Annotated in this window: 13 protein-coding genes; all 13 read right to left on the reverse strand. The window is 45.4% G+C overall.

What is annotated here, in order from left to right:
* Window position 1: 1 nt before the first annotated feature.
* Complete coding sequence (locus AC1HCU_RS13795; RefSeq protein WP_480366828.1) at window positions 2-1,054, reverse strand: DUF4861 family protein; 1,053 nt, start codon at window positions 1,052-1,054, stop codon at window positions 2-4.
* Window positions 1,055-1,287: 233 nt separating this feature from the next.
* Window positions 1,288-2,079 (reverse strand): gluconate 5-dehydrogenase, encoded by a 792-nt coding sequence (locus AC1HCU_RS13800; protein WP_480366830.1) that lies wholly within the window; start codon window positions 2,077-2,079, stop codon window positions 1,288-1,290.
* Window positions 2,080-2,085: 6 nt separating this feature from the next.
* The gene (gene kduI / locus AC1HCU_RS13805; protein WP_480366832.1) at window positions 2,086-2,928 is read right to left on the reverse strand and encodes a 5-dehydro-4-deoxy-D-glucuronate isomerase; all 843 of its coding nucleotides are present in this window, start codon (window positions 2,926-2,928) and stop codon (window positions 2,086-2,088) included.
* A gap of 291 nt (window positions 2,929-3,219) precedes the next feature.
* Window positions 3,220-5,832, reverse strand: coding sequence for a DUF4962 domain-containing protein (locus tag AC1HCU_RS13810; RefSeq protein ID WP_480366834.1), 2,613 nt, complete (start codon window positions 5,830-5,832; stop codon window positions 3,220-3,222).
* A gap of 26 nt (window positions 5,833-5,858) precedes the next feature.
* Complete coding sequence (locus AC1HCU_RS13815) at window positions 5,859-6,806, reverse strand: ROK family protein (RefSeq protein WP_480366836.1); 948 nt, start codon at window positions 6,804-6,806, stop codon at window positions 5,859-5,861.
* An 11-nt stretch (window positions 6,807-6,817) separates the two neighbouring features.
* Complete coding sequence (locus AC1HCU_RS13820) at window positions 6,818-8,446, reverse strand: CehA/McbA family metallohydrolase domain-containing protein (RefSeq protein ID WP_480366838.1); 1,629 nt, start codon at window positions 8,444-8,446, stop codon at window positions 6,818-6,820.
* A gap of 36 nt (window positions 8,447-8,482) precedes the next feature.
* Complete coding sequence (locus AC1HCU_RS13825; RefSeq protein WP_480366840.1) at window positions 8,483-10,438, reverse strand: sulfatase-like hydrolase/transferase; 1,956 nt, start codon at window positions 10,436-10,438, stop codon at window positions 8,483-8,485.
* A gap of 18 nt (window positions 10,439-10,456) precedes the next feature.
* On the reverse strand, window positions 10,457-13,867 hold the full coding sequence (locus AC1HCU_RS13830; protein WP_480366841.1) for an ulvan lysase-like protein: 3,411 nt from the start codon (window positions 13,865-13,867) through the stop codon (window positions 10,457-10,459).
* 42 nt (window positions 13,868-13,909) lie between these two features.
* The gene (locus AC1HCU_RS13835) at window positions 13,910-15,505 is read right to left on the reverse strand and encodes a sulfatase family protein (protein ID WP_480366843.1); all 1,596 of its coding nucleotides are present in this window, start codon (window positions 15,503-15,505) and stop codon (window positions 13,910-13,912) included.
* 26 nt (window positions 15,506-15,531) lie between these two features.
* Complete coding sequence (locus AC1HCU_RS13840; protein WP_480366844.1) at window positions 15,532-16,890, reverse strand: sulfatase family protein; 1,359 nt, start codon at window positions 16,888-16,890, stop codon at window positions 15,532-15,534.
* Window positions 16,874-18,931 (reverse strand): heparin-sulfate lyase HepC, encoded by a 2,058-nt coding sequence (hepC, locus tag AC1HCU_RS13845; protein WP_480366846.1) that lies wholly within the window; start codon window positions 18,929-18,931, stop codon window positions 16,874-16,876. Before hepC ends, AC1HCU_RS13840 begins: the two co-directional genes overlap by 17 nt.
* 224 nt (window positions 18,932-19,155) lie before the next feature.
* On the reverse strand, window positions 19,156-20,331 hold the full coding sequence (locus AC1HCU_RS13850) for a glycoside hydrolase family protein (protein WP_480366848.1): 1,176 nt from the start codon (window positions 20,329-20,331) through the stop codon (window positions 19,156-19,158).
* A 101-nt stretch (window positions 20,332-20,432) separates the two neighbouring features.
* Window positions 20,433-24,404 carry a hybrid sensor histidine kinase/response regulator transcription factor gene (locus AC1HCU_RS13855; RefSeq protein ID WP_480366850.1) on the reverse strand — a complete coding sequence of 1,324 codons (3,972 nt, stop codon included), beginning with the start codon at window positions 24,402-24,404 and terminating at the stop codon, window positions 20,433-20,435.
* Window positions 24,405-24,425: the final 21 nt, after the last annotated feature.

Here is a 24,425-nt window from a genome sequence, read left to right on the forward strand (position 1 = left end):
CTTATTTTATCTGAATTGTTAGAGGTTGATCTATTTTTTCTTTTTCTGATTTCACAAACTGGGTCCAGTCTTCGAAGCTATTGAACCCCGCTTTGCTCCAGCCACCCCCTACATAGTAGGTGTACCTGCTTCCGGGTTTATAGCTGTTCAATCCCAGATAATGGCCGCCCGAAACCTTGACGATGCCAAACCCATTGGGATGAATTGCTGCGGTGTATATGGTTCCGTTGACCTCGTTGGCTGGGGTCTCATAGGCAATGATACCTGTGTTATCGCCAAAGGTGGTGGTGGCGGCATTTGCTTCCGGATTCTCTTCAGGCATCACAATGCCTGTTGCTACTGTGAGTCCGGTGGTGTCTGTCTCGAAGATATTGGTTACTTTGTTGAAGTAGCTATAGGCGTCGAGGGAGATAATACGGGTTTCTCTTATTTCATGTCCGCCGGCCATGTAAGGATCGTACGTAAGCTTGAAAGTCAGTCGTAGCGGGCCGTTATCCAGGATCTCGGCGGTTACAAAGTTATGGCCAAGGCAAAGTGTGTCGTTGTCGACAGGTGCAGTCATGCCAAGGCCAAGTGTCCTTCCTACCTTGTAGAAATCAACTCCTTCCCCATGATCTTCGTGGTAGGAGGCCAAACCCGACAGGTCGTTTTTATACCATTTGTCAATGACCAGCGAGTCGGTTCTTTTTGCCCAGAAGTCCATTCCGTTGCTGATTTCGCCGGTTGCTTTTAGTGCGGGGCCGTAAACCCGAAAGGCTGTACGGTTGTTTTCCCAGGCGAAGTCATCTTTCCTCTCTGGTACCAATCTTCCGTAAACCATGGTTTGCACGGGTTCTGCAACCCCTGTGGATATTTGGAATGAAGCGGTTTGTCCTGCGGCTAAGGAGACAGGGAACAACAATGTCTCCACCTCGTCGGAACCATTCTTTATCAGCTGGCAAGGAATCTGTTTTCCTGAGCTGTCGGTAACCACGATGGCCTGGTTTTCTGTAAGAGACAGTTTCTGACGGATATCTTTCCATGCCACTTCTACCATCTCATTTTGCCTGTCCACAGAACCTGGGTTCTGTATGTGCAGGGTCAATTGATCTTTAGACGTGCTGCACCCGACAAATGAGAAGATCAATAATATCAATGATAACGGGAATAAACTCCTTGTTTGCATACAACTTCGATTGGTTGGTTTGTTTTGTTAATTATGGATATACAGAATTGCAAAGCCCGGAAGCTGAGAGAAAGGAAGTTTTTTCCTTTTCGTCAAGCTTCCCGGCTCCTGAATGTTAATTATTACGGTTGCTTACCGATGTAAGCCAATATACCGCCATCCACGTAGAGGATATGTCCGTTCACAAAATTTGAAGCCTCCGAGGCAAGGAATACTGCTGGACCCGCAAGATCTTCGGGTGTTCCCCAGCGTGCTGCCGGAGTTTTGGCAATGATAAACGAGTCGAACGGGTGGGGGGATCCATCGGCTTGTTTTTCTCTTAACGGAGCGGTCTGGGGAGTGGCAATATATCCCGGGCCAATACCGTTACACTGGATGTTGTACTCTCCATATTCGGAACAGATATTCTTGGTAAGCATCTTCAACCCTCCCTTTGCGGCAGCATAGGCCGAAACGGTTTCACGGCCGAGCTCGCTCATCATGGAACAGATGTTGATGATCTTGCCATGTCCTTTCTTGATCATGTGCGGAATGACTGCTTTTGAAACAATAAACGGACCGTTCAGGTCGATGTCGATTACCTGACGGAATTCTGCAGCCGACATCTCGTGCATGGGGATACGCTTGATAATACCGGCATTGTTTACCAGAATGTCAATGACTCCCACTTCTTCCGTTACCTGTGCAATAAACTTGTTTACCGCATCTTCGTCGGTCACGTCGCAAACATATCCATGGGCTTTGATACTCTTTTCCTTGTATGCGGCGAGGCCCTTGTCTACCAATGACTGGTTGATATCGTTGAATACAATTGTGGCTCCTGCATCTGCTAAAGCCGTTGCCATGGCAAATCCGATGCCATAGGATGCTCCTGTAACGAGCGCAACCTTTCCCTCTAATGAAAAATTAACCATCTTTTTTTATTTTAATTCTACAATTTTTGAAAAATCCTGATCGCCATAGTCGAGGTTCTCGCCGGCCATTCCCCAGATAAACGTATAGTTACTGGTTGCCGCAGCAGAGTGAATGGACCATTCGGGCGAAAGAACGGCCTGGTCGCCCTTCATCCAGATGTGACGTGTTTCATCTACCTCTCCCATGAAGTGGCATACAGCCTGATCTTCGGGTACCTCGAAGTAGAAATAGGCCTCCATTCTACGCGAGTGTACGTGTGCCGGCATGGTGTTCCACACGCTGCCCGGGGCCAGCTCGGTCATGCCCATCTGCAGCTGACAGGTGGGAAGCACCTGGTTCACGATCATTTTGTTGATGTTTCTGTGGTTGGAAGACTCCAGAGAACCCATTTCTGCCACCACCGCATCGGCTTTGGTTACTTTCTTGTCGGGATAGTTTCGGTGAGCCGTGGCTGAGTTGAAATAAAACTTCGCGGGTTTTGCGGCATCGTCGCTTTCAAAATAAACTTCCCTGTCTCCTGATCCCAGGTACAGCGCTTCTTTGTAATCGAGTTCAAAAACAGCATCGCCCACTTTTACTTTTCCTTTGCCGCCCACATTGTAGATTCCGATCTCCCGGCTGCGCAGAAAAACGGGTTGCTTTAGCGGATCAATTGCTTCCAGGTGTAACGACTCGTTCACCGGCATTGCTCCTCCCACAATCATGCGGTCGTACATGGAGTATACCATGTTTACTTCGTCTTTGACGAATACTTTTTCTATCAGAAAATCCCTGCGCAAACGTTGCGTGTCGTAAGATCTGGCATCTTCCGGATGCGCTGCATAGCGTAGTTCGTAATTTGTTTTCATTTTATTTGTCTTTATTTTTTGATTTTATATTTCCTACGTTCGATGGGACGATGTTTTTAAACAAATTTTTTTGTTTGCATGTGCTCGAGCACAAATTTACGAATTTATCCTGTCTCATCAAAACAAATTAATATTGTTTTAGTTTTCTGCATAATCTGCTAAATTTCAAGACAGAGGCGTTGTTCCGGTGAGTAATAACCGAAATAATTCACAACTGTCTGACTATTGCTCGCTACAACAGAATCCATGCGGTATTTGTCTTCTGTTTGCATTGTCCAGCGTGATCGTTCATTAAATTTCAAGATCGGGAATGACATCGCATAATTTTATTTTATTTTTCTTCCCCTTGACGATTTCTGTGATGACGGTGGCTCCGTTGTTTTTATGTTTATCGTACACCAAGGATTCCTTTGTTTTGGCATTGATCACCGATATAAAGCTTTCTCCCGGTTTTGACATGTTACACTGTATAAGCCAATCTGCAACTTCCAGGCTTTCGCCTTCTCTTATTATTTCGTAGTCTTCTCTCTCTTTGCCATGTGTGTCAATAATTGTCAGGAATCTTGCTGTTTTGCTTTTTTGCGTTTCGGCCCTGAAGTGCCAGTGATTAGGGTAAACCACTGTCTTGCCCGATTTGTCGGTCACATTTTTCCAGTTTTCCGGTTCGCTGAAAAACTGATCGGTCAGGGATGTTTCTACTTTTTCCGAACAAAAAATGTGGGCGGCAGATTTTCCTCCTAAACTATTGGTACCTGTCACTGTCACATGATCCCGGGAATCATGAACCGACATAGGCTCTTCCGTGGTATGAAGTAAAAAACTCCAGTTGACTGGTTCAGTAGCTTCCAATTCATCATATAAGACATATATTCCAGATTTTCCCAACTGGATAATGTGGCGCCGGAAGACTTCAAGTTTGTTCTCATCCCATCCTTTTTCCGGAGTAAACTCAATATCGGAGAGCTCTGCTCTTTTCAACCATAATGGTGAAGAGATCTTGCCATAGGCATTGGATGCGTCCCCCAGCACATAAGAGATTGCACTGCCCTCATAATGTCTCGGCATCCATCCATAGCCTTCGGTCCCGATCTTTTGTCCCATTCCGTTGATTAAAATGGTGTTGTGTGCGCGCGTGTTTCGATAGGAATACATGCTGTGCGAGTCGGTAAAGCCCGTTCTGTAGCCACTGCTGTAGAAGATGGCTTTTCCTCCGTAAAACGTATTGAAGCTGTTCTGGTTTGCCAGCGCATGCGACGTGCTTCCATAAGGGCTTGAGCGGAATGAAAGCATGGCGTTTGACTGTGGCTCTGCTATTGAGGTATGCATGATTGCCAGTCCTGTTGCCGGGAAAACCCTGGAAGGCGGCATATCTGCCAGCGTCCTGCCGTCTGCAGGATACCCTTTGGTGGTCGTGCATCTGTACCAGGTAAGGTCTGCCGGTTTCGATTCGAACGAGCCGGTTAAAATATCCGGTTCCTTTTCTTTGATTTGGGTAACATAGGCTGCTGCCCACGGATTTTGGCACTCTCTGGCCAGTGCATCTGCGTAGCCGACCCTCGCTCCACTGGGTGTCTTCACATTCTCGTGCGCATTCCCTTGTCCGGCTGATTTGGAAAACGGTGGCTGGCTGTAAATCACATAATCGGCATTGTTATTGTACCAGGGATCTTTGAAAAAGTCAAATCCCGTAACCCTGGAATAAAAAGCCGGTACCTCGATCAGGGTGCGGATATTGACGTGAAAGTAGGAGTCACCGTTATGCCAGCCGCCATCGTTGTTCAGTCCCGGGAACCGGGACACCCACAGGTTGTAACAATAATCGGCCCAAAGTGTCGCCTCGGGTATTTCCCCTACGGTGGCAAAGGCAGCCATTGTCAGTATCCGGAAGGTCATCTGCCATACATGATTGTCGGCAATTCTGTTTTCCAGATGATTGACATACTCATGATAAAAGAAGTCACCCATCGTCCCTATCTCTCCCAGTAGTAACTTCCGCTCTTCCGGGGTAAGGATATCGTAGAATGCATCATAAGCTGAGGTGCATAGTGACAAGATGGTCGATAAATTAAAATCACCCGCAAAATAGGGACTCTGTTTCCAGGAAATTACTTCCGACAACCGGTTCATTCCCTCCTCGTAATAGGTATGGTCCTTGGTCAGTAAGTATGCCCGGATGAGGGATTCGATGTTTTTTTCCTCCCGGTCTACAATCTTTCTGCTTTCCCTGATTACCACTGATTTGTACTGTACAACGTTGGCTAGATGAACCAATTGTGCCGTGTCAATCTCTTCGTTTAATGGTTTTATCGGGTTCGACAAACATCTGTTGGATATTTTAAAATAGGAGTCAGTTTCTTTGTTGTCCTTGTTTCTGTCGATGATATTTTCCCATTCCTTCTTATCCAGTAAAATTCGGGGATGGTATGCAGGCAGTTTCTCCAAAACTTCATTGAAGGAAGGAGGGTTGAATGTTTTTGCTCCATCGCCGACACGAAATTCAAGTACCGGTGACCACTCTTCGGAACCGTCTGCATCCACAAATGCATACTGCCAGTACCATTTGCCCTTATCCAACTGTTGGAACGGATTAAAAAAGGCCCACTTTCTTTCGCCCTGTATGACGTTGTGGGTAAATTTCGGATCTTGCGAGATTCGTATCCGATAAGTCACCTCCGGTTTTGACTCGGTGCTTTCCACGCCATCCAAAGCCGCACCCAAGTGAGGATACTTGTCCGGCCACATAAAACGGGGCGGATTTAACTGAATATGTTCGCCATTCAGCGGTGAGGGTGTTGCCCTCACCTCGTGCATAAGGGTTTCTTTCCCTGTTTTGAGGATACATCCCTGTGAACAGGATGGGATAGCGAAGAGAAAGCACAAAATAAGACAATGAAAAAAGTTCATAGGTTTTCTATCAGTTTTTGTATGATTCAATCAAGGAGTGAGAATGCGAGCGAGGCTGCGCCAATTGTTCCGGCCATATTTCCCAGCTGGGCTGCCGTAATTTCTGTATTTTGGGCACAGTCTTTCATCGCATACCGGAAAGCGGCCTTTCGCACTTTTTCCATATAAAAATCGCCGGCTTCCGACAGTCCTCCGCCAACCACAATAAGCTGCGGGCTGAAGGTGTTGATGAGGCCTGCAATCCCATGACCAAGATAATCGCAATGGTTGTTCAGGCACTTTTCTGCCAGGGGATCTCCTGCAAGGTATAGATCCACAATATACTTCCCGTTGATGTTCACTTCTTCTGTTTTTATGCCCTGTTCAATGCACTCATTCGTAAAAAGACGTACCAGTGCCGACGTGGAGGCATATGCTTCCAGGCATCCTATAGAGCCACAGGCACAAGGCACACCGTTGGCAATAAAGGGAACGTGTCCCAGCTCCGTCCCTCTGTTGGCATATCCGTTAAAAAGCTTTCCGTCGATAATCACTGCGCCCCCAATGCCTGTTCCCACGGTTAGAAACACGATGTGTTTGAAGTTCCTTCCGGCACCGAACATTGTTTCACCCAATCCCATCGCATTGGCATCGTTGGCCACTACCGTACGAAGTTTTGTTTTCTCTTCGATGATCCGGGCAAGGGGAATGTTTTCCCATCCCTCTATATTTTCGGCTCCGCCCAGGACAATCCTGTTTGTTTCGTCAATGATGCCCGGGGTACCAATGCCAATTCCTTTCAGGTCGATCCCTTCCTTCGAGGACAAGAACCTTTCGATATCTTCAATGCATTTGCAGAGCTGATCAACGACAGCTCCCGCGGAGACTGTCGCCGAAGAAGGACGTATGCCCTGGTGCATTATTTGTCCCTCTTCGTCAACCAGTGCATACTTTATGGAAGTTCCTCCCAAATCAAGACCAATTGCTGTTCTCATCGTTCACTGTTTTATATTTTTTCTACCCAGATAGGGGAGCTCCATGCCCATTGCTGGTTTTTTTGTCTTACGCGCACATAGTAGTAGTCGACCTCCCTTTCAGCGACAGTGTCTTCCATATAATGCTCCACCTGAAAGGCGCTTTCAGGAATGGCTCTGTTGAATGAAACCGCTTCACTCAGCCAACCTATCATGAAATGAGCCTTGGAACCGTGAAGTAATTCTCCGATAGAATGCGTGAAACGCTTCCCGTTGAAATCTGCCGTTAAACTTCCCTCTTTGGGAATAGTCAGATCAAGGATGACGCCTTGCATGGCCGGTGTTGTGGTATTGGGATTTTTAGCACTATACATATCCAGTTCCACATCCTTTTCAGAAGAGGACAGGATCCGGTTTACCCGGGTCTCAAACGCCTTCTCGCCGGGCTGGGGGGACGTGTATGCCGCCCCTCTGAAACAGGGTGTTATCTGGTTTATGATCCCTTTATCAATGGATAATTTACCATTCCAATGTACATATTCTTCTTCGCGGTTCCAACCGAATTCCACTTTTATTTTACATCTGACCGGATCTTCCTGCGGTATCGCGGGAATAAGCGGCCCGTTCATGCGTGCGATGCATTTTCCATTCTTGATGATGTCCACATAATCAATCGAATTTTCTCCCTCTACATTCAGGTAAATTCTTCTGCTGTTACCCCTGATCACTTCGCCCATGACTGCGTCGTTGATTCGAAAATCAATCTTTATCTTGTCGCCCGTGGCACACCCCACATTCCTGTTCTGCAAAGCGTGCCAGATATCATCACGTTTGAGGGAAGGGGCGAGGGCCATTACCCGTCCGTCGCCATAGCTTCCGGGGTAGCCGGCATGTTGATCCGTAGAGCCGATAATTCCAAATTTGTACCCTTGCTCCAATCCGTACAACACGGTTCCTTCCCATTGCCTGGGCCCCATGTCGTGCAGGTAGTTGTAGTCGCCGTCATCGCTTTCAGCCAGCCCGTGGCGGGAGTACATTTCCACGAAAGGCGTCTGTCCGTCTTCCTGAAATGATTTCCAGTTATATCCCCGGAAGCCGGTCTGATATCCCATGTGGTGAGGCGTAACAAATGCTTTCTGCCCTTTGAGCTTTGCTTTCAGCTCCATCGCATTTGAAGGTTCCACCATTGTCCCTTCCAAATCATACAACAATGCCACGTGATCGCCATGCGCCATGTCGTGACACTCGTAGCTCAAAAAAGTAAGAAACTCATTTTCCTTGTTGTATTCGTTCGTCATCTTCACGTATTCGTCCCATTTTCCTGCACGCAAAGCATCGAACGATTTGGTGTGATAGTCGATAACCCATTGCAGGCGCATATCATTCCTGCCGGGAATGTCTTCCCACATTGCGTGAGGGGTGACCGAAACAAAGTCGAGCTGTTCCCTGGCCGCTTCAAACGCATCTTTCATATCTCCATGCCCGTAGGTGAGGTTGCAATGGTTGTGTATATCCCCCCAGTAGAGCTTCAGTTCGTGAGGGGAAGGCATTATTTTTTTCGCCTCCTTTGATTTTGGTTGACAACCTTGTAACAGGCTTCCTGTTGCGGCTAAACCGACAAATGTCCATCCGGTATTCTTAATAAATTTTCTTCTGTTCATCTCGTTGTTGTTTGTTAAAGTGGAATGATTATTTTTTTAAGGCGTTGGCTTCATCGGGCGTCTGCCTCTGTTTAGTTTCAGTCCCTGCTCATACGAGCCGGCTCCATGCAGGTCATCAATATTCAGAGATCCCATATTGACGAGAATGCCCCGGGCCATCAATCCGCTATCTTCATTTTCCTTTACCGGGAGCGAAGCAGCCTTTTCTGTTAATTCGTGTATGTATGGCTGGATCAAATGACGTTTGGTGTGGTCCAGTGATAGGGACTCCAGCAGCGCATATCCAATTTTCCTCTCTTCTTCGTTGTTGGGAAAGAGAAGTCTTTTTACTCCTTTTTCCGCATCCTCCGTATAAGAAACTGCATATGCCGCCTCGCAGGCCACGTAAGGATTGGCGTCTTCCAGCAACTTTAAAAGCTCTCCGGGAGCCTTGTCAAGATTCCCTGTTGACGCAAGGTGTCCAAACCCTACTGCCGCCCAGTAACGAACATCGGGTTCGCTGCTATTTAGGGCTTTTAGCAACAAAGGGAGATCCTTTTTTTTCGCTGTTCCTGCAAGTTCCGCCATCGTGTAAAGTTTTTCCAAGGGATAATTTTCCTGAATTACTTTGTCATAAAGGTTGACCCCTTCTCTCGAGGAAGGGATAAAGAGCCCCAGATCTCTTGTCCGGCGAATATTTTCAGAGACAGCTCCGCGGAAGGCCAGAAGTACGCTTTCGTATTCCGGATCTGTGGCAAGATTATTCAGTTCGAAAGGGTCCGACTGCAAATCGAATAACATCTCTGCCGGGTGATGCTGATAAGGCTGTTTCCATGCAGCCTGATCGTTGCACTCTTTCAGCATGAGTTTATCCCAGGATTTATTTGAGGGCATTCCCCACTGATAATAGTTGCGCAATGCAAATTGCTTATAGGGGATATAGCTCCGGATATATTTAAACCTCCCGTCGGTTGCTGCGCGAACGGGCATAAAGTGATGAAGCTGGTTGGAGGCAAAGGCGAACTGCATCGCCTTCGGCTGATCCGCAGCATATTTCCCCATCACCGCCCTTCCCTGCATGTGCTCCGGCGGATTGATGCCGGCAAGACTTAAAACGGTCGGTCCCAGGTCGATGAAGCTGACCAGCGATTGATCTTTTGTGCCGGGTTTCGAGGGCAAAAGATGTTGCCACTTTTTCGGTACATGAACAACTAAGGGTACCCTTAATCCCGTTTCGTACAGATATCCTTTTCCCCGTGGGAGGCATCCGCCGTGGTCACTAAAAACAAAAACGATGGTATTGTCGTCCAGTTCTTTTTCCTTCAGGTCGTTCATGAATATTTCCACCCACTTGTCCACATCCTGAACGGCTTCCAGGTGGCCGGCATAGTCCGCCCTGACTTCGTATGTGTCGGGCACATGGGGTGGTAACCGTAATTGTCCCGGATATATCCCTTCCTTTGTGTAGTCGCGACGCCCGTCCGTATGAAACGTGCGTATCCTCCCCATGTGTGAGGTTACGGTGTTAAATACGGCAAAAAATGGCTGATTATTACTTCTCCGGGGACTGTTATATGAGGCGCTATCGTTGCATTCGTCCCAGCAAACCGTATTGTCGACGGTCGTGTTATAATGGGTTTTGCTGTTATTGGTACAGAAATAACCATTTTCCCGGAGATACTGCGGGAAGAAAATATCTTTTGGTGTATCATATGGCCGGGGATGGACGTCCATGCCGTAGGTGGTGGCATAACATCCGGTGATGAGCGAGGAACGTGCAGGCGAACTTTGCGGCGCCACAGACCAGGCATTCATAAATTGTACGCCTTTGCTTGCCAGTGAGTCGATGCAGGGCGTTTTAACCTGATCGTTTCCGTAGCAGCCAAATTCATACCAGCTTGTATCCTCAAAGGTCAGCCAGAGGATATTGGGTTTTTCGTCGGCATTTGCTGCTTTTGTCGGCATGGAAGTTGCCGACAGGGCAGCGGTTGTAAATAGCAGGATATTCTTCATATGATTATTTTTATTTTTTCATTTTTCCACTGTGATCGTTACCTCCATTTCGCCATCGGGGCCGGGCTCAATGACAACCGGAATAAAACTAAAACCGGGAACAGGATTAAAAATCCGCCCGTTTGGATCGGTCGGAGCGATCTGAAGTATTGAGTTGCTTTTTAGGATCAAGGAGCAATTTTGTTTTTTTATTGACAGCTCATTTCCAGTTCTCTGTACTTTTTCCTCCGGGTCGGAGATGACTGGGAGTACCAGTTTTATTCCTTTTCCGGCAAGTGACTTGTCTCCTTTGCAACGGATGAGAATGTTTCCCGCATAAAATGTATACGTGATTTCTACAACACTATTTCCGAATGACGAATAGGCTTGTTCGCTGTTTACCAGATGAGTGGAGATGCTGAAAATGTGGGCATCTCCTTTCTGGTGATCATTGATTTCTGCATGTAAATCATCGAGGTTGCTGTACATGACACCGTTTTCCAGAAGCTCTACCCGGGGAGTGCCCGGCATTTTATTTTCCTGCAAATAGCTTTGCATGTTGGGTGCTTCAATCATGGAAAACTTGTTCATTGTGGCGGCAAATACCGGTCCTGTTTTCTTATGCCATAACATGGAGAGTGCCCCTCCCATGGGATGAGTACCCTTTACCTTGTATTCGGCGTCGAATCCCGTGATGGTGGCCCGCCAGTCGTCTTCCGATACGAGCCAGGTGTTGATATCCTTGAAATATTTTACGCCGTACTCTTTATCCCGGGGAAGTAAAACACGGGGAGGGGTAGCTACCGGCAAAGACAGAAATGATGCCAGTGCTTTGGCATGTCCGAAAGTGTGATGGATGCACGGCTTCATACCGGCCGTTTTATAGTGCATGCCGCCGTAGAGCAATCCGTTGTGGGTGGCCTCCTTCAAGAGCGATATGTTCCGCCGGATGGCTTCGTAATATTCCGGATGCTCACCAGCATCGGGGATGGCGTATCCCCCCATAAATCCATCGCTGGTACGTCCTCCCCAGTAGGTCCATTTAAAGCTGCGTGTGCCCCAGCTGTTATCCCATGCTCCATCGGGGAGCATGAATGCCAAATGGGTGTCCATGGACTTTAGCAGCAACTCTTTTAATTCGTGATCGCCTGCCATTTCAGCATAGTGCATCATGTTGGGAAGCGACTCCTCCACATTGTACCCCAGGTCTACCGGAAAGCATCCGTTTCTTGTCTTTTCCCATATCTCCGGGCCTTCTCCGAACAGGAAAAAGTCTTTTTCAGTAAAATAACCTTTTAAATCCGATGCGATCTGGTTCGCTTTCCGGACGAAATCATTCCTGTTGAATTTTTTCCCGATAGCATAAAGCGCATAGGTTGCCGATGCCGAATAGTTGACGTTCATATTTCGCATTCCTTCTCGACGCCGGCTGTAAATAAAGTCGTTTTGAAGAATAAATTCCCCGGCCGACAACAGTTGCTGGTTCCAGACATTCCGGGTAGAATCGTCCAGTAGGTAACCATAATGATGCAGGGCTTCATACAATGCAATGGCAGCAAAGACGGTGGTACCGTTCCAGTCGGATACATTGACATCGTTCATCCAGGAACCATCGGGTTGACGCATGTTTTCCATCCATTTCATCAATCTTTTCGCGGCCTGGATGTACTTGGCATTGCTTGTCTTTTCGGCGGCATACATCAGCGGGAGTACCGCATCGCCGCATCTGCCGTGTATCCGTGCGCACGCCGGACACATCAGGCCTCCGTTGAGCGAGGTATCTGCGTGGACTACCTGGTAAGATAACAGGGTCTCCACCCATTCCATCAGCAATTCATCCGCCTCTGCCTGGAGCGAGCTGTTTTTGTATCCTGCCCTTGTCCCGATTGTGGTTATTTTGTCATTCTTCTTTACTGGGAAAGGTTTCGTGTAAAGATGCCAATGGTCTTCGTGGATCCCTTTGCCGTTTATCTGATAAGCTATTGAGGCGCCGGGTGTAGAGCATGTAAGCGTTGCCGTCCCGTTTTTCACGGAGACTACAGGCTGATCGACCACAGGTTGTACACCGCCGGGCCAAAACCTGTTAATCAGTTCTTTTTCGGTCAGCTTCCAGTGTTCATTGTAATCCGTAACCCACTGATCGAACGCAAGGCTTAGTTCCCGGATCTTTGCCGTGTACCTGGGATTATTTGCCAAATTGTTCAGTTCGTGCGGATCTGCCGACAGATCGTACAATTCAGCTTCCGGACGTGGAGACTGGAACCATTTTTCCTGGTCGGGGTTCAATTTCCCTGCAGCATGAAGTTCTTCCAGTCGCCTCATCAAGGGCATGGGAGAGCGGGATATTATCGGCAGGTAATCCGATTGAGAGGGCATATAATTGCGGATGTAACGAAAGCGGGCATCCCTCACACAGCCCTGCTTGTCGTAAAATGTATCCAGCCTGTCCCGTGCACCAAAGACATACTTGCGCTTTTCTCCTTTTTGTTTTCCCAAAAACGGACTGCCGTGCATGTGGTCCGGAACGGGTACTCCCGCCAGGGATAAAATCGTGGCCGGGATATCAATAAACATGTGCAAATCTGTATCGGTGGTTCCGGCATTGTATCTGTCAGGAAACCGTATCATAAAGGGAACAAGCGTTCCGGATTCGTAAATTTCTCTTTTTTGCCGGGGTAAGGGTCCTCCGTTATCGGAATAGAAGATCACAATGGTGTTGTCCCACTTATCCGTATTTTCAAGCTCATCGAGCAGCACTTGAAACTGTTTGTCCATCTCGGTGATGTTGCTGTACATCACTGCCATATCGTGTCTGATCACCGGATCATCCGGATAGTAGGGGGGCAATGTAATGTCGTTCGGGTTTACGCTTAAGGGAAGACCGGATCGTTCCATTATTTGAAACTCGTGGGTGACATTCAGGTTGAAAATGGAGAAAAAAGGCATCTTCTCCGGAGCATTTTTCCAATGTGCCGTCACACCCTGCTCATCCCATGCCGTAAGGGGGGAAGCGAACTGATAGTCTGTTTTGGCATTGTTGGTGCAATAATAGCCCGCCTCACGCAGATATTCCGTGAAACATTTCACGCCTTCCGGCAAGACCACTTCATAGGGCGCAATACCTTCCGGCTTGGACTTTTTTTGTGTGGTGCGCATGTTGTTTGCACCAATAGATGTCGGGTACATGCCGGTGATTAACGCTGCCCTGCTGGGAGCAGACACCCCCATGGTTGAGTACATTCCGGTATAGCGGATGGCTTCCTTTGAAAAATTGTCCAGGTTCGGCGTTACCGCTACCGGATCGCCATAACAACCTAAGTATGGACTAATATCTTCGCAAACAATACACAAGATGTTGGGCCGTTGGTCATTGTCTGCATGTAGAACCTGATTGCCGGAAAAAAGCGGTAGCGTGATACCATATATTGTTAATAAAAGGTTGTTTTGCATCTCTTATTGTTCTGGATTTTATGAAGTCATGCTCTTGTTCGCTTATCTCACAGACAGGATTTGGTCGTCATCCTTATATTCTGTCCGGACATTTTTTAGCAGCTGCATCAGTTCATTCTTCTTGTCGCTATATTCCGGATTGTCGAATACATTGACCATCTCTTTCGGATCTTTTTTCAGGTCGTACATTTCCCACTCGTCGATATCGTTATAGAAATGGATCAATTTGAAATCCGCTGTACGTATCCCGTAATGGCGTTTTACCGCATGTTCCCCCGGATACTCATAGAAGTGGTAGTACACCGCTTCTCTCCAGTCGGGGGGAATTTCTCCCGCATTGGTCAATACCGGTTTAAGCGATACCCCTTGCATATCTTCCGGGATATCTATCCCCGCCATATCCAGGAAAGTAGGGGCAAAATCCACGTTCATGGAAAGTGCCCGGGATACACTTCCTGCCTTGATCGATTTCGGATAACGGATCACCAAAGGCATACGTTGCGACTCTTCATACATAAAGCGTTTGTCAAACCAACCATGTTCACCTAAAAAGAATCCCTGGTCGGATGTGTAAACAATCATGGTATTATTCAGCTCTCCCTTTTCCTCAAGATACTCCAGTAACCTTCCGATATTTTCATCTACCGAGAGAACAGTCGCTAGATAGTCGCGCATATATTGTTGGTACTTCCACCTCACCAACTCTTCCCCGTTTAGTTTCCCGCTTTTATACTCGGCTATACGGCCGGCATATACCGAATCCCATTTATGCTGAACCTCTTGTGACATACGTCGATATACGCTGTATAACCTATTTGTTGTATCGTTAAGTAATTCCTGACGTGTGAGCAGTTTTAAATCCCAGTCATTGCTGAGGGTATGTTCAATTGACATATCCTGTTCCTTTGCCGCGCTACCCCTATGGTTGTAATTATCGAACAGATTATCGGGTTCGGGGAACGTTTTATCATTAAAAATACCCAAATGGCGCGGTGCAGGCATCCAGTTCCTGTGAGGTGCTTTTTGATGATACATGATCATAAAAGGCTTGTCTCTTTTCCTGTTGTCGATAAAGTTGATCACCTTGTCGGTAATGATGTCGGTCACATAACCGCTTTCGGTTATAGGGTTGCCATTTTCTATAAAATCAGGGCTATAATAGTCTCCTTGCTCATGCTGCCCGCTGAGAATACACCAGTAGTCGAAACCCTGCGGCTCTGTGATCAAGTGCCATTTGCCGATCATTGCTGTTTGATAGCCATTTTCACGGAGGATTTTCGGAAAAGTCTGCTGATCGCCGTTGAATACACTATGGTTATCTTTGAAGCCGTTGACATGACTGAATTTTCCCGTAAGGATACAGGCTCTGGACGGTCCTGAGAGGGCATTCACCGCGTAGGTATTCTCGAATTTAATCCCCTCTTTTGCCAGGCGGTCGATATGTGGAGTCTGTATCAGATTACTTCCATAACAGGAGATCGCATTGGAGGCATGGTCATCCGTCATGATGAAAATGATATTGGGACGTTTTTCCTCGTCTTGCTGTTTCTCTTTTTTTGTGCTACAGGAGGATAAGGAAGCGGCAGCGACCAGTAAGGAGATACCGGCTTGATTCAGTATTATGCTTGGATCGGACATAAGAGGTAATTATTTTTTGGATGTTGTCAAAAATTCAGGTCTTTGATCAACATCTTATCATTTACTTTTTGGGCATGATGTAACAATTCTGCTTTCATCTCACGATAGACATTTTCATAACGGCTATCAAGCATCAAGTTGGTTGTTTCCCCTTTATCAGCAGAGAGATCGAACAGTTGTTCGCGGTTTTTGAAAAACCGGTAAAAGACATATTTGTATTGATCTTTTATGACACACCACGTTCTGCCGTTTATGGCATCAAAGTGGGTTTCTATGAAAATACTCCGATGTGGCTCCCTTGTTCCTTCCAGTACTCTTTTCAGGGTTACCCCATTTAGTTCTTCCGGAATCGGAACGTTGGCGTAATCGCATATTGTAGGGTAGAGATCAGTCCCGATATTTACCAGACCGTGAAGGTCACGGTTTACAGAAACTTTATCCCTCTTTGAAGGTTTGATGATCAGGGGCACCTGAATGGACTCCTCAAACAAGGCCCGCTTCTGGTTCCACTTATGGGCCGCGACACCATCACCGTGGTCGCTGGTGAAGATGATGACGGAGTTGTCATACAGGTTGTTCTTCTTCAGTATCTTTATTAATTCTCCTATGTGAGAATCGACCCGTTCGACCAGTCTGTAATAGGCATATAAATAATTTTTCCAATCCTGTTCGGAATAATTTTCTGTCGGATACAGCTTGGGTGACATCTTTTTGTGATGCATCAGCAGCTCAGAGAGGCCTTCTGTTGCTTCGAAGTTAGAAGGTAGCTCGGGGAAAACCGCTTCTTCCGGGATGGGTATTTCTCCATAATGCAATGTTTGTGAGCGTGCGTATTCGCATATTTCGTGGGGATTGAGGTATGAGGCAACTAAAAAGAGCGGTTTGTCTCTTTTTGTAGAGAGTTCTTTTTCAATATGGTAAGCCATTTCGGGATCGTTCATCCCGCTTATTTTTTTAAATCCGAATTCCTTGTCCGGAATCTCTACGGTGGGTATATGCCATTTTCCCGCATAGAGACAATCATATCCGGCCTGTTGCATTTTAAAGCCGATAGAGTTTTTTTTCTCATCTTCCGGCAGCGGATCGTCGTTCTCCAGTACCTGTATTTCACAGGGCATCTTCCCGGTCATGATGCTTGCACGCGAGGGCCCGCTTAAAGGGAAGGAGCAATAGGCTCTTGTAAACACGACACCATCTGCCGCCAACTCATCCATTGCCGGGGTATGCACGTTAACATTGCCCCTGTTGCTCATCGCGTTCGCAGTTTGCTGATCGGTCATGATGAGTATGATGTTCGGCTGCTTCTGTGCTATTCCCTGAAAAGGTAACATACTCAGTGACGAGTATGTTGCCAGTGTGCGAAAATATTTAATTCCAGTTTGCATGGAGGTTATATATCTGGTTGTTAATTGACAGTTCTACCTTTACGCTGCTTGCGTTGGCATCACCATTCAGATATTTTGCGGAAATACGAGGGGCCTTGGAAGTGATGGGATATATCACGGTGATAAAAGAAGTGGTGCTGTCCGACTGCTTGTTCGCATGATATGCAACCCCGGTTCTTTTGTTTTTTTGGCGGTAAGCGTAGGATACCCAGCTCTCTTCTTCTTCCATCTTCATGCTCTTCGGACCGAATGCTTCCACGACGATGTTATTCCCATCGTTATATTTGGACGTCAGACGGAATCTCTTTTTGTCGACATTCATCCTGCCTTCCGACAGGTGATAGTGGATGGCGACGTCTCCTGCGGCGGCACCTATGGCATCATCGACAATGACAAAAAAAGTATTGTCCACGAAGAAAACTGTCCGGCGGTGCTTCAGGTTTGGATAGCCTTGATTTTCAGTGACCAAAATTTGATTTTCGGGGTTGCTGATATCCCACAGCAGGCATTTTGAATTGGTCTCTTCAATATTTTTCCCATCCAGGGTCAATGTATTGTGTACCCGTGTCTGGCGGAACCAGTCTCTTTCTTTCTGGACTTCCTCATCTCCGGCATATACATAACTTCCAGCATCGGGAAAAAAGTTGCGTCCTTTTACAAACAATTCAAAAGTTCCGTTATCGGGTTGGTTGTGCCAGAATGCCGGAGGGCCTGCTTTTACCACCATCACCGTGGCATCTTCTTTCCACCCGTTTCTGAAAATATGAAAACCGGCATTTTCGTAACGCTTTGAAAGATGAGCGGGTTGTTTGCCTTCCTTCCCTTCCGAAGCCATATACCGGATAGAGGTATTGTCGGGGAAAAGAACTCTCCAATCTTTGAAGTTATCGATCATTAGTCTTTTCGTGACAGCTTTGGCATCGCTGAAGCAGGGCATCGTGTAGTCGGGAAACGAAACGTCGATCACGGCCATCATCATTTTTTCCAGCGTATCGGTATAGCTTTTCGGGAATTCATTTCTGAATCCGTTTGCATCGGCCATTTGCAGTGCCCTGATAAAAATATTGATCGAGGCAAGGTGATAGTGAGGATCCAATTCATATTGAAACCCATCGTCAAACACCTGCACTTTTATTTCGTTATTCAACACATTGATGCCGCTCTCACGCCATTTTGGGGCATTTTTAAATTCCGGGAAGAAAGCCCCTGCATAGATAACCCGTTGTGCTTCAAAAAGCAAGTGATTGCCTCTTTCCGAGTAATTATCCAGTATGCGTTCTGCATGTTTGTGGTAATTGGTCAGGAAGACTGTGAGAAATTCGGGTGTGAAATGTGGGCTGGACAGGAAGTAGATAAACTGTCCCGTTTGGTCCTGCAGGCGGTGACTTACCTCAAGTGGTCGCCACGCAAACTTCATGTTTTCCACTTCCCGTGCTTCTTTTTCGGATATGTTCCCCATGTCTTTATCGTTTGTAGCCATGAGGGGGTTCTTTTTAATCCAGTCCAGATATTGGAAAACCCATTCCCGGGCATATTTTTCATCTCCCGACACGCGATAAGCCTTGCCCATTGGTGACCACCATTTATGGCGGTGCAGCTGCCACCTTAACTCGTTATCCTTTACTGGCCAGTACTCCCAGTCGATGTCCTGACCATAAAAGAATGAAGGCTGATATCCTTTGTGAGCAAAGAAATGGTGGCTCATGGCATCGTCCGCCCATTTTTGTTCTTCTTCCGAGATTTTTATACTCTGCAACTCTACATCGGGATGTTTGATAAAGGTCCGGTTCTTGTAATATTCCAGAAGCGCTTCTGCTGCTGCGTTGAAGTTGCCTTCTTCGTAAGAGCTTTTCACTTTTTCCAATCCCTTTCTGCTCAGATCAAGCATCTCAAAAACCTCCGGTTGAATCCCGGGTGTATTCAATTGTTTTTTTCCTTGAGCCAATTGATGGGATTCGGCCGTCTTCAGGTTGTTATCCCGGGCATTTAGTGAGAATGTGGCGCAGAAAAATAAAAGATATGCAATTGTTCTTATATTCATACGATTAAAATATTTTTTTACAATATGGTGTATGGAACTCGCTTTTAATCATCACCTTGGGTATAATTAATTTTGACTATGTCGATTGCAAAGCAATTCATGCTCGTTTCATATGATATTTTATTTTTTTCTTGTTGGTATATGGAATCCGTAATCGTCATGTTCTCTGGTGAAATCATCTTCCTGCTAGTTCCATTTTGGTGTTTTTATGTTTCGTAATATAATCAGTTTGTATGGTAAGCTTTGTATCGCTTGAGTGATTCAAGATAGTAATAGTCGGTGTAATTGATCGGCGTATCTATTTCAGAGTTTGCCGGCAGGTGTCCGACCGAATGCATCAGGACAAATCCAAAATTGTCTCCTGTCTTCGCTAAATATTTTTCGCCCGACAGGTTCTTTAAAATGGTTTCCGCATAATTGTAATACGCTGTTCCATGTTGCGCAGTGTATTTGCTTAACTCGAGCAGGGCTGAGCAGGTAATAGCGGCCGCAGAAGCATCTCTGGGAGCATCGGGGATATCGGGAGCCATGTAATCCCAGTAGGGGATGAGGTCGTCTGTCTGTACATTATCCATGATAAACCGGGCAATTTCCTCTGCGGCTTTCAGATATTTTTCGTCTTTGGTATACCGGTAGCACACCGTGTAGCCGTACAGCCCCCAGGCCTGGCCTCTGGCCCAATGGCTTTCGTCGGAATATCCCTGAAAAGTACCTTTCGAGATCACATTGCCCGTGATGGTGTCGTAGTTGATGACGTGGTACGACGACATATCATCTCTAAAATGATGTTCCAAAGTTGTATTTGCATGTCTGACGGCAATGTCCTTGTATTTGGGATCATTTGTATATTCGCTGGCCCAGAAAAGCAGTTCCAGGTTCATCATGTTATCAATAATCACGGGGTATTGCCATTCGCCAAAATCCCAGGAGCGGATTGTTTGTGTTACATCGTTGAATCTTGAGATTAAGTTGTCTGCCGTTTGAATCATGACGGGAACGGTGGTTGTGTCGCCGGTAAGACGGAGCTCATTGCCGTAGCTGCAGTAAATCATGAAGCCCAGGTCGTGCGTACCCTTGTAATATCTGATGTCGTGAAGATAACCGGTAAATTTGGAAGCCTCATCCTTGAAAAAGTTGTTTTCGGTCAGTTCGTACATATACCACAGGCTTCCCGGGAAAAAACCGCTTGTCCAGTCATAAATATTATCGAGCCTCAGGGTATCTGCCCTTATGGAACGCGGAAATCCGACCTTGTCACCCATTTCTTCCACTTGCTGGGTCAGCTGGGCTGAAGCGGTCTCCACTGCATTTTGGAACCAAGGTTCTTTATTCGCAGAGACACAGGAGGATAAAAGAAATAAACTTAAGATAAAAAGAATTGAGTAAATGTTTTTTTTCATTTTTGAAATAATTTGTTGTGTGTATGGTTTAATATTATAATTCCCGTTACAAATAAAAATCTAAATATTTCTTCACGGCTTAAGTTCTGTTCAAAATAGTTTCATATTTGTTTATTCTGGATCTTTTTCATGTAGTCGGAGGGCAGATAACCAAAGTATTTTTTAAAACTGGTGGAAAAGTAAGAGAGAGAATTGAATCCCACCATGTAACTTACTTCTGAGATATTGTATTTTCCACTGGATAATAATTTGATGGCTTCACTAAATCGGATTTTACGAATAAAATCGATGGTAGATCCCCCTGTTAATGCTTTCATTTTCAAATGAAGGTTGGTTCTGCTCATTCCCATCTCCTCACAAAACATTTCTGTCGTGAAAGAGATATTGTCCAAGTTTTTCAATACAATCTCTTTTGCTTTTGTCAACAATTCGTTGTCTATGTGGTTTGTCGCTATCTTCTCCGGCTCTATCTCGGTTGAATCGGAATAGTAGTGTAAGATTCTCTCTTTTGATGCCATCATATTGTTGATTTTGGCTTTCAGGATACTTGTTGTAAAGGGTTTGGTAACATAATCGTCGGCACCGACCTCCAGTCCTGAAAGCTGGTCTTCCACCGTCGATTTGGCTGAGAGCATGATGATGGGAATATGACAGGTTTTGATGTCCTCTTTCAATGTCCTGCACAAGTCTATCCCATCCATGATGTCCATCATGACGTCGGTAAGGACAATGTCTACCTTGTTTTGACCGATCTGATTGAGTGCATCCCTACCGTTTGAAGCCGTCACAATATTATACGATCCGGATAAGTTGTTGGAAAGATAACTCAGCAGATCCTCGTCGTCTTCTACTATCAAAACAAGAGGTTGTGTGGTATTTTGATGCGCTACATCGCCTATTCCGGTTTGTTCTTCGATAGAGTCATTGACTGGCAGCAGGTTAACGTTATTCAACTCTTTCTCGTTGTAGAGATTCTCACTTTGCGGGAAATAGATTGAGAAAGTAGTGCCTTGGCCTGCTTTGCTTTTTAATTCGATTTTGCCATGATGCAACTCAACGAGGCGCTGTGTGATCGACAAACCTATGCCCATGCCGATATCGTTTTTTTTACTGTTTACTTTGTGGAATCTGTTGAAAATCAGTCCCTGTTCATGCTCGGGAATACCGCATCCTGTATCTTCCACCTCAAGAATTAAATATTCCAGGTCTTCTATCAGGCTGACGGTGATCTTTCCGCCTGGCGGAGTGAACTTGAAGGAGTTTGACAAAAGGTTACTCAATATCATGTCGAGATAATTTTCGTCTATGACGTACTTATCATCGGTGGTATAATCTTCGAATGAATACGCAATATTCATCCGTTTTGCCAATTTGTTGAACAGCGCCATCGCTTTCACGATTGTCTCCTTGGGGTCGGTACTTTTGATGTTTAATTCAAAAACCCCCAGTTCAGCTCTTCTGTAATCGATCAGCTGGTTGGTCAGGTGTAGCAGCTTGTCTGCATTGTTTTTAATGACAGTTAACTGCTCTTTTTCCCACGAGCCGGACACTTTTTCAATCAGTTCCTGTAAAGGCGAAATGATCAGCGTTAAAGGTGTTCTGAATTCGTGGGATATATTCACAAAGAAGTTCATTTTGGCCCGGTTGATCTCGTCGTTTTTTTCTTTGTCGAATCGCTCTTCTATCAGTTGCTTTTTGATCTTTTGCTTCTGATTGAAGAATTGCCAAATGGTATAGATGATAATTAGGATGACAGTGGCTATCAATAGCCTGAACCACAGTGTTTGAAACCACAGAGGGGTGACAATGACCGATAACTCTGTCATTTTATCGCTCCATTTTCCTTCGTTATTGGCTGAAAGTAATTTAAATGTGTAGTTACCGTGGGGTAGGTTGGAGTAGGATGCAAAACGATTTTCCGAAGTGATTATCCAGTCTTTATCGTATCCTTCCAATTTATATTTGAAGGTGTTGTGTTTGCCGGAAAGATAATTTGGAACGGCAAAACGCAACGAAAATGTTGCCCTGTCCGATCTCAGAACGATTTTGTCGGCATTGATGATGTTCTTTTCCAATACGCCATTGTCAGAGGGGGATATGATTTTATTCTGTACATTCAGCTCTGTGATAATGGGTTGAGGAGAAAAAGGGTTGTTTTTTAATCGTTCGGGAACAAAGGTGATAATTCCATCGATCCCACCAAAATACAATCTGCCTGTTTGGGTTTTGCAAAAAGAATAATTGTTAAATTGTTGAAACTGGAGACCATCGGTCTGCAGATATGTGCGAAATGTGGAATGATCCGGATCAAACCTGCTGATTCCATAGTAGGTGCTTATCCATAGGAAGCCGAACGAATCTTCCACGATACCGCATACCATATTGTTGGAGAGGCCGTCCTTCTCTGCATACCGGATGAATTTTTTATCCCCCTTATATTTATATATCCCGTTATTGGTGCCTATCCAGATGTTTCCTTTTGAATCTTCTGTTATACAATTGATTTTAATCTGTTGGAAGGTTTCATTAAATTCGATAAGGCGATTCTCTTCGATCGATAAACAGGCAAGTGACTTGTCTCCTCCTATCCAGAGTCTGTTGTTCCTGTCTACTGTCAGGTAGAGTATTTGCAGGGAAGATAGTTTGCGGATGTCCGCTTCGGTCACAATCCCCTCTTTCTCATTTAGCTTATAGAGTCCGTTTAATGTTCCTATCCATATGTCGTTGTTCAAATCATAAGCCAGGGAATATACATCTTTGTCCGGTAATTTTAAATCGACAGTTCTAAAGGTGTTCTTGTCAATTTTTATCAGACCACCGCCATGTGATCCGATATAAATGTGTTCATCGTTGTTGTGTGACCGGAGAAATGATTTGATATTATTGGACAGAATACCTTTGTTATTTTCTTTTGTGATATGCGTAAATACATTGTGGTTTGGGTCGTACACATTGATGCCATTGTCGTTTGTCCCTATCCATATCCTGCCATTACCTTCTTCCATGATTCCACTTATAATCCTGTCGTTTAGGGAGTTGGTTATTGGACTCTGTTTTATGTGAAAGAACTGATTCCTTAGCGGATGATAATAGTTCACGCCTCCATAGTATGTTCCCAGCCAGATACCTCCCTGTGAATCCTGGATGATTGATCGAATTGAGTTTTGTGAGATTGATGTTTCATCAAACGGATCGCCGTAGTAATTGTAGAATTTTTCCGTATCCTCATTTAAAAGACTCAGCCCGTGAAATGTTCCTATCCATAACCTGCTTTCCGTATCCGTAAGCAAGGTGCGTACAAAATTTGAACAAATAGATTCTTTGTCGGAAGGATTATTCAAATAATTTCTCAGGATGTTTCCAGTTTGAATATCGATTAGAAAAAGTCCGGAACCTTCCGTTCCAACCCATATTTCATTATTCTTTTTGGGAAGCATTGTTTGTATTTTGTGATTTTTCAGGGTGTCGGTGAAAAGAGAGAAACTGTTTGTGTCATCATGGAATTTATACAACCCTTTGCTGGTTCCCATAAATATATTACCGCTTGTGTTTATGAGCGATAATACCTGCATTTCCGGATCATTTGTTCCTGGAAATCTTTCAAATGTCTTTCTGATTTTATCAAAGGTGTATAAACCATTATCGGTCCCCAAAAGGAGGGTGTTTTTTTTGAAATCAATCATTGTGTTGATTTTCAATTTATCCCGATCAATATCGTTGGAGTAGTTTTCGAAAATATCCTTTTCGCAAACATACTTGGACAATCCGTCGTTGGTGCCTATCCAAAGGATATTTTCCTCATCAACATACAGTTGTCTGGTGGAGTTACTAAGCAGAGAGTTCTCGTTCCCTTCACTGTGACGATATACTTTAATTGAATACCCGTCAAACTTATTCAATCCGTCAAAAGTTGCAAACCAGATTAACCCGTCTTTGTCCTGAACAATTGAAATAACGGTGCTATTTGATAACCCTTCATCTAATCCTATATTTTCGAAAAAAAAACGGTCTTCGCTCGCAAATATTTGAACGAAAGATAAAAACAGGAGGGATATAGCCAGAATATTTTTCACGTGACAATATATTTAATTTAC

It is taken from the genome of Proteiniphilum sp. LBM24028 (genome assembly GCF_056629195.1).